A 14,335-nucleotide genomic window follows, 5' to 3' on the forward strand; every position below is an offset into this window, starting at 1 on the left:
TATTGTGCACTCTCCCAAGCATCAAGGCCGCCGTCACCGATTCTTTGTCGGGGTTGCCTGCTTGCTCCCCGCCGTCGAAAGAAATTGTCAGCATGTCAGCGCCCAATGCCTTTTTTTCCGAAACGATCCTGCTGCTTGGCGGGGCGGTGGTCGCCGCTCCGATCTTCAAGAAACTCGGGCTCGGCACGGTACTCGGCTATCTCGCCGCCGGCATCGTCATCGGCCCGGTCTTCCACGGCATCACCGACGGCGAACAGATCCTCGCCGTCGCCGAACTTGGCGTCGTCTTCCTGCTGTTCATCATCGGACTGGAGCTGAAACCCACCCGCCTCTGGCAGATGCGGCGCGACATCTTCGGCCTCGGCTCGGCGCAGGTGGTGCTGACAGGCCTGGCGCTGACCGCGCTTGCCTGGTTTTCCCAGGTTCTCGACTGGCGCGGCAGCATCGTTGCCGGATTTGGCCTGGCGCTGTCGTCGACCGCCTTCGCCATGCAGATCCTCGAGGGCGACGGCGACGTCAATACGCGATACGGGCAGCGCTCCTTTTCGATGCTGCTGTTCCAGGACCTGGCGATCGTGCCGCTGCTGGCGCTGATCACCATCCTCGACGGCGGCGACAAGGGCAGCAACGCGCCGCTGTTGGATTTCGCCATCGCCGTCGGCGCGGTTGCGGCGATGATCGTCATGGGACGTTACCTGCTGACGCCGCTCTTCCAGATCATCGCCCGGACCGGCGCGCGCGAGGCAATGATCGCGGCTGCCCTCTTCGTCGTCATGGGATCGGCGAGCCTGATGCAGCTGGCCGGGCTTTCGATGGCGATGGGCGCCTTCCTGTCCGGCGTGATGCTTGCCGAATCCTCCTACCGGCACGAGCTGGAGGCGGATATCGAGCCGTTCCGCGGCGTGCTGCTCGCTATCTTCTTCATCGCCGTCGGCCTGTCGCTGGAGCTGGACGTTCTCGCCGACAACGCGCTCTTCGTCATCGTCGCCGTGCCGATCGTCATGGCCGTCAAGGCGATCGTCATCTATGGGATCTGCCGGATCTCCGGCTCCCCGCACGACGATGCGATCCGCATCGCCTTCCTACTGCCGCAGGGCGGCGAATTCGGCTTCGTGCTGTTCACCACGGCGGCTGCGGCCGGGCTGATGTCGACGAGCACCGCCTCGCTGCTGGTCGCGATCGTCACGCTGTCCATGGCGCTGACGCCGATCGGGTCGGCTCTTTCGAAGCGGCTGCTCAACGGCGACGAACAGGAGGAACTGGACGAGGATTTCGAGGGCGCAGGCGCCGACGTGCTGATGGTCGGCTTCTCGCGTTTCGGCCAGATCGCCGCCCAGATCCTGCTTGCCGGCGGGCGCAGCGTCACCGTCATCGATTTTTCGGCCGACCGCATCCGCCAGGCCTCCTCCTTCGGCTTCCGCATCTATTTCGGCGACGGCGCCCGCAAGGACGTGCTGCGCTCGGCCGGCATCGACCGGGCGAAGATCGTGCTCGTCTGCACGCAGAAGAAGGAGATCACCGACAAGGTGGTGGAGCTGGTGCAGGCCGACTATCCGCAGACGCGGCTCTACGTGCGTTCCTACGACCGCATCCATTCAATCGAACTGCGCAACAAGGGCGTCGACTACGAGCTGCGTGAAACGCTGGAATCGGGCCTACTCTTCGGACGGCGAACACTGGAGGCGCTTGGCGTTTCCGAGGTCGACGCCTATGAAATCGGCGAGGATATCCGCAAGCGCGACGAGGCGCGTCTGGTGCTGCAGGTGTCCGAAGGACTGCAGGCCGGGCGCGACATGCTGTTTTCCCATCCCGTCCGCCCCGAACCGCTGGTCAAACCGAAACGCGCCGCCGATCCTTTCGGGGGCGATCCGCTGGCCGGGACCGCGGATGCGACGGCGGATGCCTGATCACCCCTGAGCGGCTTGCGAAATTGACGCATTGAATATGAGGGGAGCGGCGTTTATCAAACGTCCGATCGGAGCGATCCAAGAGGGAATCTTGATCAGACGGACGACACAGATCGAACAATGGGCGCTGCGCATCCTATGCGCGGTCGCACTGGTGTTTGTCGGCTTCGCCCATCAGGTCCCCGCCGCGGCGGCTGGCGAATTTGATCCGGCTGAGCTGGCCCAATATGTGCTTCCGGACGGGACGCTGCCGACGCTTTGCGTCACCACGACGGACACATCCGGTCAGAGCCAGCACGACAAGGCGCATTCGCACGGTTGCGAAGCCTGCCGGATCAACGTCTCCATCCTCCTGCCGACGCCGACGGACATCGCCGGTGCTGCCATACCCTTTGCGGCCGAGGTTGAACTGCCAATCCGGACCGAGGCCTTCCATCGCCAACTTTTCCCGCCCAATACCGGTCCTCGGGCTCCACCTTCCGATCCGATCCCTGCCTGAACTTCGCGTTGCGGCAGGCGCCGTGATGCGCCTTTCAACGCCGGCCGACCTGCATGCGTGCCGTCGGTCGTGGATACGGATCCATTCTCATGTCGACCATTACTGCTGCCGAACCGGCGGCGAATGCCGCAAACGGCGTTTCGCTCTACCGTGCCATCTGGCGCTGGCATTTCTTTGCAGGGCTTCTCGTCATACCCTTCCTGCTCAATCTGGCTGTTACCGGATCGCTCTATCTCTTCAAGGACGAGATCAACAGCACCTTCTTCGGCTACCGCTACAATGTCCAGCCGGCTGGCGAAGCGCTGTCGGCGGAGCGGAGCGCAGAGATCGCCGCCTCCGCCGTGCCCGGCTCAATCGCGACATCCTACAAAGACCCGGTCCTACCCGAGCGATCAGCCATCGTCACCCTCGCCAGCGATGCCGGCTCGATGCTGGTCTTCGTCAACCCCTATGACGGCAAGGTGCTCGATGTGGTCGGATCGAACGACGAGTTCAATTATGTCGTCAAGCGCATCCACAGCCTCGCCTATTTCGGCACCATAACGAACCGGCTGATCGAAATTGCCGGCGGCTTTGCCATGGTGCTCGTCGTTACCGGCATCTATCTCTGGTGGCCGCGACGTCAGACGGGCGGCGTTCTCAGCGTGCGGGGAACGCCCGGCCGCCGCGTTTTCTGGCGCGACCTGCATGCCGTGACCGGTGCCTTCGCCGGTGTCCTGATCTTCTTCCTCGCGATGTCAGGCATGCCCTGGTCGGGCTATTGGGGGGCGAACGCCAATGCCTGGCTGACCGAACATGGCCTCGGCTATCCGGTCCAGCTCTGGGACGATGTGCCGAAGTCGCGAAAGGTCACCGAGGATATCCTTCCGAACAGCGGCTGGATCGTCGAGAAGGCGCCCGTTCCGCTTTCCGATATCGCCGCGGCGCAATCAGCCAAGCCAATCGGCCTCGACAAAGCCGTGGAGATCGCCAAACGGCTGGGCATGGCGCCGGGCTTCGACGTGGCTATTCCCTCCGACGAGACGGGCGTCTATACCGCCTCGCTCTTTCCCGACGATCTTGCCGACGAACGCACGCTCCATATCGACCAGTATTCCGGCAAACCATTGGTCGATATCGGCTTCGATCAATATCCGTTCCTCGGCAAAGCGATCGAGTGGGGCATCAATGTCCACCAGGGACAGGAATGGGGGTGTTTCAACCAGCTGCTGATGCTCGCAACATGCCTTGCAATTGTGCTGAGCTGCGTGACCGCCGTCGTCATGTGGTGGAAACGTCGCCCGATCGGCCGCCTCGGCGTGCCACCCATGCCGCCGAAGCCTTCGATCTATTACGGCCTGTGGGTGATCGTCGGGATCTTCGCCGTCACCTTCCCGATGAGCGGGCTCGCGATTGTCGCCATGATCGCCTTCGACCAGATCGTCGTGCGGTTCGTACCGTTGCTGAAACGTGTTCTCGCTTGAGGAAGGCCATCAGATGAAGAAGATCATCGCTATTGTTGGCGGCGTGCTGCTTGCATCCATGGCATCTGCGGACGACGATCCGCAACAGGCGATCCCGGCAAGGCTAAAGGTGATGTTCGAAAGGCCAGACAAGCCGCTCGATATCGCCCCGGTCGTCGTTCAGGCCGATTGGGCGATCGTCGGCTGGCGGCAGGATGGACGCGGCGGACGAGCCCTGATGAAGAAGTCGCATCACGGCTGGAGCATCTATCTCTGCAGCGGCGACAGCCTCAAGGATACCGCAATGCTGGAGACGATCGGGCTTTCCGCACATGAGGCCGCCGGGCTGGCTGCGAAACTGGAAGATGCCGAGGCCGGCCTCGATTCTTCGGCGCTTGCGCTGTTCTCAAGCTTCGAGGGCACGGTGATGATGAACGAGGCTGCAAACGGTGCGGGTCACGCCGGCCATGAGGGCCATGCCCAATGAAGCAAAGAAACAGCTAGAGCATGTCGCGCAAAAGTGTGCGGCGGTTTTGCGATAACGACATGCGCAAAAACAAAGCCTAAAGCGCGAAGAGCGAAGAGCGAAGAGCGAAGAGCGAAGAGCGAAGAGCGAATCTGAAAGATCGCGACGCGATTTAGCGCTTCAGCCGAGCCTCGATTTCCCGGTCAAGGGCGAATTTCAGGTCGTCCTTGACGCCGACGGACATGGCGAGGACTTCGCGAGCCTTGAGGAAATCCATGACGCCGGTGCGCCCGACCGTCGGGCGCAGGAAGATGTGCGGCGGGCGAAGCCTCAGCTTCAGCGAGATCGCCGTCTGCATCATCAGCTGGCCGGAACCGAAGATGCTCTCCATACGGTTCGGAATATGGGTGCCGTCGCCTTCCGGCGCACCGACGACATCGATGCCGACAACGATGTCGGCAAGATCCATCAGGCATTCATAGGGCACCGGATTGCTGATGCCGCCGTCGATCATCACGCGGTCGCGCAGGCGCACCGGCATGAAGACGGCGGGGATGGCGGAAGAAGCCGCGAGTGCGGGAAACAGCTCGCCCTGCTCGATGATGACTTCGCACTGCCCGTAATAATCGGTGGTGATCACCTTCATCGGGACCAGCAGATCCTCGAAGCGGGCCGGCAGCTCGGACGGCAGGAAGGCCTTGAGGATCCGCTCCAGATTGAACTGGCCGATGCGGATACCCTTGGCCACCGCATCGCGCACCGTCGCCGGCCTCAGGCCCCAGATGCGGGCGACGACGGCCGTCTTGTTGCCGACGGTCGTCAGCGCATGTTCGCGGATTTCGGCGCCTGACATGCCGGCCGCCATGCCGGCCGCCATGATCGCGCCGATCGACGAGCCTGATACCGCCACCGGGCGGATGCCGAGTTCATCGAGCGTCTCGATGACATGGATATGGGCAAGTCCACGCGCACCGCCGCCGCCAAAAGCGACGGCGACCGTCGGCACATCGCTGATCGCAGGCAATTTCGGGCTGATGATCTCTGCCTGCTGCACGCCCGCCCCCGCTTATTGCGGCTGATATCGGAAGAAATGCACCCTCGTATCGCCAAAGATGCGGCTTTCGAGGAAGACATAGGAAGGATGGACGGAAACGACAATATCGGCCCGTTCTTCGAGCACCGCGATTGCGCCTGGCCGCAGCCAGCCGCCCTCGGCCGCCGCCGCCATCGCCTTCTCACCGAGACCCTTGCCATAGGGTGGGTCGGCAAAGATCACGTCGAAGGGGTCGAGATTGCCGACGCTGCCGAGATCGGTCGCATCCCGGCGCAGGATCCGCGTGCGGCCATGCAGGCCGAGCGCATCGATATTCTCCCAGAGCAGCGCCCTGCCCTCGACACTGTTTTCGACGAAGAGCGCATGGCGACAGCCGCGTGAAACCGCTTCGAGGCCGACGGCGCCGGTGCCGGCAAAGAGGTCGAGAATCCGGGTGCCATCGACGCATTCCGGATAGGCATGGCTCAATATATTGAACAGGCTCTCGCGCGTCCGGTCGGCAGTCGGCCGGATCTCGTTGGATTTTGGCACGGCGAGAGGCCGTCCGCGAAACTCACCGCCGACGATCCGCACCGCGTGTCATTCCTTTTCCTTTAGCACCACCTCTGGACGGCCCGCCCGCAGGCCTGTCGCCGCCTGGTCTGTCACCGCCCGGCTTGGCGCCTTTCGGCTTGCCGGAAAAATTCTTGGCCCCACCGGGCTTGGCCGCAAAGCCCTTGCCGCGCGGCCTGTCTCCAGAAGGCCTGTCACCCGAAGGCTTGTCACCGAACGATCTTTCACCGCGCGGACGCTCGGAGCGGCCCTCGCCGGCAAAGCTTCTGGCTGCCCGCGGACGCTCATCACCGTCCTCGCGCGGTCTGCGATCCCCACGCGGCTTATCGCCGAAGGGCCGGTCTCCACGTGAAGGACGATCACCGGAGGGGCGGTCGCTGCGCGGACGCTCAGAGCGGCCCTCACCGGCGGAGGTTCTGGCGGCACGAGGACGCTCGTCGCCATCCGCACGCGGCTTGCGATCACCGCGCGGCTTGTCGCCGAAGGGCCGATCCCCACGCGAGGGACGATCACCGAACGGCCGGTCGCCGCGCGGACGCTCAGAACGGGCATCACCTGCGGAGCTTCTCGCGGCACGAGGACGCTCGTCGCCATCCGCACGCGGCTTGCGATCACCGCGCGGCTTGTCGCCGAAGGGCCGATCCCCACGCGAGGGACGATCACCGAACGGCCGGTCGCCGCGCGCCGGGCGGTCGCCAGAACCGCGGTCTTCGCGGGCGGGTCGATCCCCGAAGGAACGCTTACGACCTTCGCCCTCATCCTTGCCGCGGGGCTGCTCGCTCGAGCGGATCCATTCGCCATCCTCTTCGCGCACACGGTTCACCTGCGTGCGCGGGCGATCCTCGATGCGATCATTCTTTGCCGGCGCCTGCTCGCCGCGCCGGCGCGCAGTCTGCGCATTCTTGGCAGCTTTCGCCGCTGCCTTTTCGCCGAGCGGCCGGGCGCCCGGCGCCATCCAGACATTGGCGCTGCGGCGCTGGCCGAGCGGCTGGGGACGCTTCGGCTTCTCGTCGTCCCTGCGGCCGCCGTCGCGGCGATCGTCCTCTTTGCGCGCCCCACCATGGCGGTCGTCGCGCTTCGTATCGAGACGGCTCAGCGCCCGTTCGCGCTTGTCCTCGTCGCGACGCGGACGCTCGCGCTTTTCCGGTGCTGCCGGCTCTGCCTCTTCCTCGGCAGCGACCGCCGTCGTATTGTAGATCGGCGCGTCGAAATTCGCCTTGGCTTCCTCGATGAGGCGCGGGCCGAGCTGGTCGCGCAGTGTGCGGCCGCGCACTTCGACGACATGGCCTTCCGGCAGGTCGCCAAGCTGGAACGGGCCATAGGAAATGCGGATCAGGCGATTGACGTCGAGGCCGAGCGCGCCGAGCACGTTCTTGATTTCGCGGTTCTTGCCTTCGCGAAGACCCATGGTGATCCAGACGTTCGAGCCTTGCGTGCGGTCGAGCGTCGCCTCGATCGAGCCGTAGAGCACGCCGTCGACGGCAATGCCGTCCTTCAGCTTGTCGAGCGCGTCCTGATCGATCTCGCCATGGGCGCGGACGCGGTAGCGCCGCAGCCAGCCGGTGGCCGGCAGCTCGAGCGCGCGGGCGAGACCGCCGTCATTGGTCAAGAGCAGCAGGCCTTCGGTGTTGATATCGAGGCGGCCGATCGACATGACGCGCGGCAATTCTTCCGGCAGGTTGTCGAAGACGGTCGAGCGGCCTTCCGGATCGGCATTGGTGGTCACCAGGCCGGTGGGCTTATGATAGAGCCACAGCCTGGTGCGCTCGATGCCGCGGATCGGCACGCTGTCGACTTCGATGCGATCGGCGAGCGTGACGTTGACGACGGGGGTTTCGAGAACCCTGCCGTTCAGCGTCACACGGCCTTCCATGATCATGCGTTCGATGTCACGGCGGGAGGCGACGCCGGCGCGCGCCATCACCTTGGAAATGCGTTCGGCCTTGGCGTCACCATCGGTTTCGGCGGCGATTGCGCGTGCGACCGCAGGCTTTGCCGGCTTGTCGCCGTCGGCCTTCGGGCCGGCTTTCGACCTGATATCCCGTGAAATGGGCTTTGCGCCCGGGCGTTTTGGCTTGTCTTTGGGTGTCATTTGTTGTTTGCCTGCCTTTTGGGCCTGTCTATCAGGTCACGCATCTGCGGTTAAGTGGAAATTCTTGCGATCGTGAAGACAAATCGTTTCATGGAGATGGCGCTCGAAGAAGCGCGTGCCGCCGGAGAACGCGGCGAGGTGCCGATCGGCGCCGTCGTCGTTGTCGACGATATTGCCGTTTCACGCTCGGGAAACCGCACGCGCGAGCTCAAAGACGTCACCGCGCACGCCGAAATCGCCGCGATCCGGCTCGCCTGCGAAGCGCTCGGACAGGAACGTCTTGTCGGCGCCGATCTCTACGTGACGCTGGAGCCTTGCACCATGTGCGCGGCAGCCATCTCGTTTGCGCGTATCCGCAGGCTCTATTACGGCGCCGAGGACCCGAAGGGCGGCGGCGTCGACAATGGTGTGCGATTCTATGGGCAGCCGACCTGCCACCACGCCCCGGAGGTCTATTCCGGCTTCAACGAGGTCCAATCGGCCGATCTGCTGCGAAGGTTCTTTTCGCAAAGGAGAGAGGCGCCGTAATCCCAGCGCCGGTGCGCGGCGCCGTCATCCTTGCCGGCGCGCCGAAAAAGCTATTGCAGGAAGTTCCACCACTGCTTGCCGGTGTTGGCGACCGCTGCATCCTTCTTGCGCTTCTTCTGCTTCTTGAGTTCGGGCTCGCCGACATCGTCGAGCTTTGCCGGATCGTCAACGGTGCGGTAGCCGGGCGGCGGATCGGATATATAGCGGCGCTGATCGACATAGGAGCCCTTCTGCAGGGCACGGGCTTCACGATAGGCCTTGGTCTGGGCTTCCGTCGTGCGCCGGCCGCCTTCGATCGCAGAGCTGGCGAGCGGCGAGCGGTAATTCGGATTGTCCGAATTCTCGTCGGCTTCCGAAACGAGACGGGCGCGGGTCTCCTCCGGCGATTCTAGCCATTGCGGATTGTCCTTGTTGGCGACCGTCTGCTGCGGCGCAACGAGGGTCTCCTTCTGCGCCTGTGCCGGCAGAACCAGCGTCGGCCGCGGCGTGTACTTGACGCCCTTGTTCTTCGGGTCCGGGCCGGTCAAAGACACGGACTGGCCGAGATCGTCGGTCAACTGTTCCATGGCGGTCTTGTCGGTGCCGTAGGTCGGGCTGCTGGCACAACCGGACACCAGGGAGCATCCCGCCACTACAACAGACAGGCAGGCGCCCATACGGAACCAATGCGTTGCTAACATGAAAACCCTTCCAGCCCTGCCGGTGCAATCATCGCCCAACCGGACAACCGTCCCCCTGACGCAAAAATCCGGCCATTTTCAGGCAGCTTTTACCGGATGAACCGCGAAAACGCAATTCATCCGGCAATATTCTTCACTTGAGCGTGGCAAGCTCGCGAAGGGCAGCAGCGTCGCGGGCCGAAACATCAGGATATTCGGGATCGGAACCGACATCCCTGGTGATACGCCAGGAGCGAGCGCATTTCTCACCCTCTGCAAGCTTCGGCACGACGCTGACCTGAGGCACGTCGGCAAGGCGGAAGGCATCCACTGGTCCTTCGCCGGCCTTGATCTCGATTGCCGAGGTGATGCAGACCTCGGTGAAGTCCTGGCCTTCGATCGCCTGCAGCAATTCAGGATCGGCGATGTGGACGACAGGAGCCGCCTCCAGCGAGGAGCCGATGCGCTTGTCCTTGCGCTCGATTTCCAGAGCGCCGGTCACAACCGAACGCACGGCGCGGATCTTCTTCCACTTCTCGGCCAAGGCATCGTTGCGCCATTCCTTTGCAACCGGAGCAAACTGCTCAAGATGCACAGAAACGGCGGACGGGTTGCGCGACAGCCAGGCCTCCTCGGTGGTGAAGGGCAGCATCGGGGCGAGCCAGGTCACCATGCAATCGAAGATCTGACGGATGACGTGCAGGCTGGCGCGCCGGCGCAGGCTCGACGGCGCATCGCAATAGAGCGCATCCTTGCGGACATCGAAATAGAAGGCCGAAAGCTCGACATTGGCGAAATCGATCAGCGCCCGGGCGATCTTCTTAAAGTCGAAGGCATCGTAGTTCTCGCGCACCAGCTCGTCGAGCTCGGCAAGCCGGTGCAGCATCAGCTGCTCCAGCTCCGGCAGATCGGCAAGCGCGATCTCCTCGCCCTTGTCGTGGGCGAGCGTGCCGAGCATCCAGCGGATGGTGTTGCGCAGCTTGCGATAGGCGTCGACATTGGTCTGGATGATCGTCTTGCCGACGCGCAGGTCGTCGGCATAATCCGAGGTCATCACCCAAAGGCGCAGGATATCGGCGCCGGCATCCTTCATCACTTCCTGCGGTGCTGTGACGTTGCCCTTCGACTTCGACATCTTCTCGCCCTTCTCGTCCATGGTGAAACCATGGGTGAGGACGGCGTTGTAAGGCGCACGGCCGCGGGTGGCCGCCGATTCCAGCAGCGACGAATGGAACCAGCCGCGATGCTGGTCGGAACCTTCGAGATAAAGGTCGGCCGGCCACTTCAGGTCCGGGCGGTCTTCGAGCGTGAAGGTGTGCGTCGAGCCAGAGTCGAACCAGACGTCGAGGATATCCATGACTTGGGTCCAGCGGGAATGGTCGTGGTCGTTGCCGAGGAAACGCTCCTTGGCGCCTTCGGCAAACCAGGCGTCGGCGCCCTCATCTTCGAAGGCTTCGAGGATGCGGGCGTTGACGGCTTCATCGACCAGAACCTCGCCCTCATCGTCAGCAAAGACGGCGATCGGCACGCCCCATGCCCTTTGACGGGAAAGAACCCAGTCCGGGCGGCCTTCGATCATGGCGCGCAGGCGGTTTTGGCCGGCGGCGGGCACGAAGCGCGTATCGTCGATCGCACTGAGCGCGCGCGAACGCAGCGTCGTGCCGTCGGCAAGGGTCTTGTCCATATAGACGAACCATTGCGGCGTGTTGCGGAAGATGACCGGCTTCTTCGAGCGCCAGGAATGCGGATACTGGTGCTTCAGCCGGCCGCGGGCAAAGAGCGCGCCGCGGGCGATCAGCTCCCTGATGACACGGTCGTTGGCATCGCCCTTCTTGCCGTTGTCGTCGATGACGCGGGCACCCTCGAAGCCGGGAGCGTCGGCGGTATAGAAGCCACCGTCGTCGACCGGGAACGGGATCTTGGTGTCGATGCCGCGGGCCTCAAGCGTGCGGACAGCCGACATCCAGGCATCGAAGTCTTCGCGACCGTGGCTGGGTGCGGTGTGCACGAAGCCGGTGCCGGCGTCATCGGTGACGTGATCGCCATCGAGCAACGGCACGAGGAATTCGTAGCCGCCGTCGAGATCTTTGAAGGGATGGGCACAGGTCATCGTTGCGAAGTCGGCCGCAGTGACATCGCTCAAGCGCTTGTACTGCAGCTTTGCCTTGGCGAAGGATTCCTCGGCCAGCTTATCGGCAAAGATCAGCTTTTCGCCCGGACGCGGACCAAAATCGTTCTCTGCGGCCGTCACCTCGTAGAGGCCGTAGGAGATGCGCGGCGAAAAGGAGACCGCGCGGTTGCCGGGGATGGTCCAGGGCGTGGTCGTCCAGATGACCACGAACGCATCCTTGAGCGCAGCCGGACCTTCGACGACGGGGAATTTCACCCAGATCGTATCGCTCTCATAGTCTTGGTATTCGACTTCTGCCTCGGCCAGCGCGGTGCGCTCGACGACCGACCACATGATCGGCTTGGAGCCGCGATAAAGCTGACCGCTTGCGGCGATCTTCAAGAGTTCGCCGGCGATGCGCGATTCCGCGTGGAAGTTCATCGTCGTATAGGGATTGTCGAAGTCGCCCTCGATGCCGAGACGCTTGAACTCTTCCGCCTGGACCTTGATCCAGCCGGCGGCGAATTCACGGCATTCCCGGCGGAATTCGTTGACCGGGACCTCGTCCTTGTTCTTGCCCTTCTCGCGATACTTTTCCTCGATCTTCCATTCGATCGGCAGGCCGTGGCAATCCCAGCCGGGCACGTAATTGGCGTCGTAGCCGCGCATCTGGAACGAACGGTTGATGACGTCCTTGAGGATCTTGTTCAGCGCGTGGCCGATATGGATGTTGCCGTTGGCATAGGGCGGGCCGTCGTGAAGGACGAATTTCTCGCGGCCGGCGGCAGACGCGCGCAGTTTCTTGTAGAGACCCATCTCCTGCCAACGCTTGACGAGTTCCGGCTCCTTCTGCGGCAGGCCGGCGCGCATGGGGAAATCGGTCTCGGGCAAATAGAGGGTCTTCGAATAGTCGATCTTTTCGGCTGTGTCGGTCATGTCTGACAATCGTTTTTTGGCGGCCCAGGAAAGGGCGCAACGGGCGTGAAATAGCTGGTGACGGAAGCGCTCGTATCCAAGCGCCAAAAACCCGGACCTTCCGGCCGCTTAGCGCGCGCGGAAGGCCGGGCCGATAATTCGCATCATCATTGCCAGCCGATATTTCTTCATCGCGCCGGTTCATAGGCGTTTTTGCCGGCAAAAGGAAGAGAAGAATTCGCTGCCCGCAATCGGCTTCAACGGCTGGAATCGCCGGTGCCCGCATCGTTCCGGAAAGCCTATGGCTGGAAAGTCTATGCGGCTTGTGGTATATATCTGACTATCTGACCAGATTTGGATCGAGAGCCAGATCCATGAAAAAAATCACCAAGCAAAGCTGGAAGCTCGAAGACGCGAAAGCGCGCTTCAGCGAGGTGGTCCGTCGTGCACACAGCGAAGGACCGCAGCGCGTGACTGTTCGCGGCCGGGACAGCGTCGTCGTCATCAGCGCCGAAGAGCTCGACCAACTGACCAAAGCCGAACCGAAAAAGCCTTTCGTCGCCTTCATGGAGAGCCTCGACCTCAAAGAGCTCGACCTCGAGCGAGAAGCAGATTACGGGCGGGATGCAGAGCTGTGATCGGCTGGCTGCTCGATACCAACGTCATTGCCGCGCTGATCAATCCGAACGGTCCACCCTCCGTCAAATCCTGGGCTGCGGCTCAAGACGAGGAGCGGATGTTCATCAGCATCCTCACACTGGCGGAATATGACAAAGGCATCGAAAACCTGCCGGACGACGATCAAAACCGCTATCGTTATGCGGCCTCCCGCGATGCGCTGGAGGAAAGGTTTTCGCAGCGCGTTCTTTCGCTGAGCGACGCAGCCGTCAGGCACTGGGGCGTCATTTCAGGGCAGGTGAAACTCAAGACCGGACATGCGCCGTCGGTTGTCGACACGATGCTCGCAGCAACCGCAATCGAGCACAATCTCTATCTGGTGACGCGAAACGTCAGGGATACGCGCTTCTCCGGCGCGGCGATCTTCGATCCATGGACGAACGATCCCGGTCAGTTTCCGCTGAGCCGGAGATAGCCAAGGCGACCTCAGGAAAAGCAGAGTTTCTGATCAAGAGCGCCGATTGGTTTAACACCCGCAAGCAGCGCCCTCGCCTCTTCCTCATCGCGTTTGATCTGGGCGACCAGCGGATCGAGGCCGTCGAATTTCAGCTCAGGGCGGAGATAGCCGAAGAAGGAGACGGAGCAGAGCTGGCCATAGAGATCGCCGCTGAAATCGAAAAGATAGGTTTCGAGCAGCGGTGCGCCGTTTTCCGTCACCGTCGGGCGGCGGCCGTAGCTTGCGACGGCATCGTGGAGCGTGCCGTCCTGGCGGCGGAAGCGGACGGCGTAGATGCCGGCGGCAAGATCGACCTCCGGCGGCAGGCGCATGTTGGCCGTGGGAAAACCCAGCTGCCGGCCGAGCTTTTCGCCATCGATCACCTCAGCCTCCACCGTATAGCGGTAACCGAGCATGCCGGCGACTTCGCTGACATTGCCCTCCTTCAGGAGCGCGCGGATATGGCTCGAAGAGACGACATCGGCGTTTTCGTCGCGGAAAGCATCGATCAGGGTGACGCCGAAGCCGTAGGTATGGCCGGCATTCATCAGGAAGGCGGGACCGCCCTCGCGGCCGCGGCCGAAATGGAAATCGAAGCCGGTGACGACTTCGGAGGCGCCGAGCCAATCCTTCAGGATCGAGTGGATGAAATCATCGGCCGAGCGCTGCGAGAACTCGTAGTCGAAAGGATATTCGATGACGGCGCTGAAGCCCAGCGTTTCCAGGATACGGGCCTTCAGCGGCGCCGGCGTCAGGCGGAAGACCGGTGTCTGCGGCCGGAAGACCGTGCGCGGATGCGGCTCGAAGGTCAGCACCAACGCGGGGATACCGCGCGCCTTGGAGATCTCGAGCGCCCGGTTCAGCACCGATTGATGGCCTCGGTGCACGCCGTCGAAATTGCCGATGGCAATGACGCCGCCCTTCAGATGGGCGGGTAGGGGTTCCCGGGTTTCATTGCGGTGGAAGACGGTCATCGGCTGGCTTCTCTTCATGCAAG

Annotated in this window: 13 protein-coding genes; 7 read left to right on the forward strand and 6 right to left on the reverse strand. The window is 63.0% G+C overall.

Going from position 1 to position 14,335, the window contains the following annotated elements; genetic code table 11:
- Nucleotides 1-92: 92 nt before the first annotated feature.
- The 4 genes from FFM53_RS08670 (at nucleotide 93) to FFM53_RS08685 (ending at nucleotide 4,335) form a co-directional block, all read left to right on the forward strand.
- The gene (locus tag FFM53_RS08670) at nucleotides 93-1,907 is read left to right on the forward strand and encodes a monovalent cation:proton antiporter-2 (CPA2) family protein (RefSeq protein ID WP_138390679.1); all 1,815 of its coding nucleotides are present in this window, start codon (nucleotides 93-95) and stop codon (nucleotides 1,905-1,907) included.
- Nucleotides 1,908-1,998: 91 nt separating this feature from the next.
- The gene (locus tag FFM53_RS08675; protein ID WP_138390680.1) at nucleotides 1,999-2,406 is read left to right on the forward strand and encodes a hypothetical protein; all 408 of its coding nucleotides are present in this window, start codon (nucleotides 1,999-2,001) and stop codon (nucleotides 2,404-2,406) included.
- Between the two features lie 89 nt (nucleotides 2,407-2,495).
- On the forward strand, nucleotides 2,496-3,869 hold the full coding sequence (locus tag FFM53_RS08680; protein ID WP_138390681.1) for a PepSY-associated TM helix domain-containing protein: 1,374 nt from the start codon (nucleotides 2,496-2,498) through the stop codon (nucleotides 3,867-3,869).
- 13 nt (nucleotides 3,870-3,882) lie between these two features.
- Nucleotides 3,883-4,335: a copper uptake system-associated protein gene (locus tag FFM53_RS08685; RefSeq protein WP_138390682.1), complete on the forward strand. Its 453-nt coding sequence runs from the start codon at nucleotides 3,883-3,885 to the stop codon at nucleotides 4,333-4,335.
- Nucleotides 4,336-4,486: 151 nt separating this feature from the next.
- Here FFM53_RS08685 and FFM53_RS08690 read toward each other — a convergent pair whose 3' ends face one another.
- Genes FFM53_RS08690 through FFM53_RS08700 form a run of 3 tightly spaced genes read right to left on the reverse strand, consistent with a single transcriptional unit; the run spans nucleotide 4,487 to nucleotide 8,012 of the window.
- Complete coding sequence (locus FFM53_RS08690) at nucleotides 4,487-5,368, reverse strand: patatin-like phospholipase family protein (protein ID WP_138390683.1); 882 nt, start codon at nucleotides 5,366-5,368, stop codon at nucleotides 4,487-4,489.
- Nucleotides 5,369-5,380: 12 nt separating this feature from the next.
- Nucleotides 5,381-5,941 carry a 16S rRNA (guanine(966)-N(2))-methyltransferase RsmD gene (rsmD, locus tag FFM53_RS08695; RefSeq protein WP_138390684.1) on the reverse strand — a complete coding sequence of 187 codons (561 nt, stop codon included), beginning with the start codon at nucleotides 5,939-5,941 and terminating at the stop codon, nucleotides 5,381-5,383.
- Nucleotides 5,922-8,012, reverse strand: coding sequence for a pseudouridine synthase (locus FFM53_RS08700; RefSeq protein WP_138390685.1), 2,091 nt, complete (start codon nucleotides 8,010-8,012; stop codon nucleotides 5,922-5,924). The genes rsmD and FFM53_RS08700 overlap by 20 nt, the downstream gene beginning before the upstream one ends.
- Nucleotides 8,013-8,102: 90 nt before the next feature.
- Between FFM53_RS08700 and FFM53_RS08705 the strand changes: the two genes are divergently transcribed.
- Entirely contained in the window at nucleotides 8,103-8,540 is a 438-nt protein-coding gene (locus tag FFM53_RS08705) for a nucleoside deaminase (RefSeq protein ID WP_138329004.1), read from the forward strand.
- Nucleotides 8,541-8,590: 50 nt separating this feature from the next.
- On the opposite strand, the gene FFM53_RS08710 is transcribed toward FFM53_RS08705, so the two are convergent.
- A complete protein-coding gene (locus tag FFM53_RS08710; RefSeq protein WP_138328908.1) occupies nucleotides 8,591-9,220 on the reverse strand; it encodes a hypothetical protein in 630 nt (209 codons plus the stop codon).
- Between the two features lie 133 nt (nucleotides 9,221-9,353).
- Nucleotides 9,354-12,245, reverse strand: coding sequence for an isoleucine--tRNA ligase (gene ileS, locus FFM53_RS08715; RefSeq protein WP_138329005.1), 2,892 nt, complete (start codon nucleotides 12,243-12,245; stop codon nucleotides 9,354-9,356).
- 353 nt (nucleotides 12,246-12,598) lie between these two features.
- Here ileS and FFM53_RS08720 point away from each other — a divergent pair, with 353 nt between their 5' ends.
- Complete coding sequence (locus FFM53_RS08720) at nucleotides 12,599-12,862, forward strand: type II toxin-antitoxin system Phd/YefM family antitoxin (RefSeq protein ID WP_017959151.1); 264 nt, start codon at nucleotides 12,599-12,601, stop codon at nucleotides 12,860-12,862.
- On the forward strand, nucleotides 12,859-13,317 hold the full coding sequence (locus FFM53_RS08725; protein WP_138328909.1) for a type II toxin-antitoxin system VapC family toxin: 459 nt from the start codon (nucleotides 12,859-12,861) through the stop codon (nucleotides 13,315-13,317). Before FFM53_RS08720 ends, FFM53_RS08725 begins: the two co-directional genes overlap by 4 nt.
- Before the next feature lie 11 nt (nucleotides 13,318-13,328).
- On the opposite strand, the gene FFM53_RS08730 is transcribed toward FFM53_RS08725, so the two are convergent.
- Nucleotides 13,329-14,312, reverse strand: coding sequence for a bifunctional riboflavin kinase/FAD synthetase (locus tag FFM53_RS08730; protein WP_138329006.1), 984 nt, complete (start codon nucleotides 14,310-14,312; stop codon nucleotides 13,329-13,331).
- Nucleotides 14,313-14,335: the final 23 nt, after the last annotated feature.

Source organism: Rhizobium indicum, assembly GCF_005862305.2.
GTDB classification, from domain to species: domain Bacteria; phylum Pseudomonadota; class Alphaproteobacteria; order Rhizobiales; family Rhizobiaceae; genus Rhizobium; species Rhizobium indicum.

Bases quoted from the DNA above. Each gene is read 5' to 3' on its own strand.
- FFM53_RS08670 (WP_138390679.1), top strand. From the start codon at position 93: ATGTCAGCGCCCAATGCCTTTTTTTCCGAAACGATCCTGCTGCTTGGC.
- FFM53_RS08680 (WP_138390681.1), top strand. From the start codon at position 2,496: ATGTCGACCATTACTGCTGCCGAACCGGCGGCGAATGCCGCAAACGGC.
- FFM53_RS08685 (WP_138390682.1), top strand. From the start codon at position 3,883: ATGAAGAAGATCATCGCTATTGTTGGCGGCGTGCTGCTTGCATCCATG.
- FFM53_RS08700 (WP_138390685.1), bottom strand. From the start codon at position 8,012: ATGACACCCAAAGACAAGCCAAAACGCCCGGGCGCAAAGCCCATTTCA.
- FFM53_RS08705 (WP_138329004.1), top strand. From the start codon at position 8,103: ATGGAGATGGCGCTCGAAGAAGCGCGTGCCGCCGGAGAACGCGGCGAG.
- FFM53_RS08710 (WP_138328908.1), bottom strand. From the start codon at position 9,220: ATGTTAGCAACGCATTGGTTCCGTATGGGCGCCTGCCTGTCTGTTGTA.
- ileS (WP_138329005.1), bottom strand. From the start codon at position 12,245: ATGACCGACACAGCCGAAAAGATCGACTATTCGAAGACCCTCTATTTG.
- FFM53_RS08720 (WP_017959151.1), top strand. From the start codon at position 12,599: ATGAAAAAAATCACCAAGCAAAGCTGGAAGCTCGAAGACGCGAAAGCG.
- FFM53_RS08730 (WP_138329006.1), bottom strand. From the start codon at position 14,312: ATGACCGTCTTCCACCGCAATGAAACCCGGGAACCCCTACCCGCCCAT.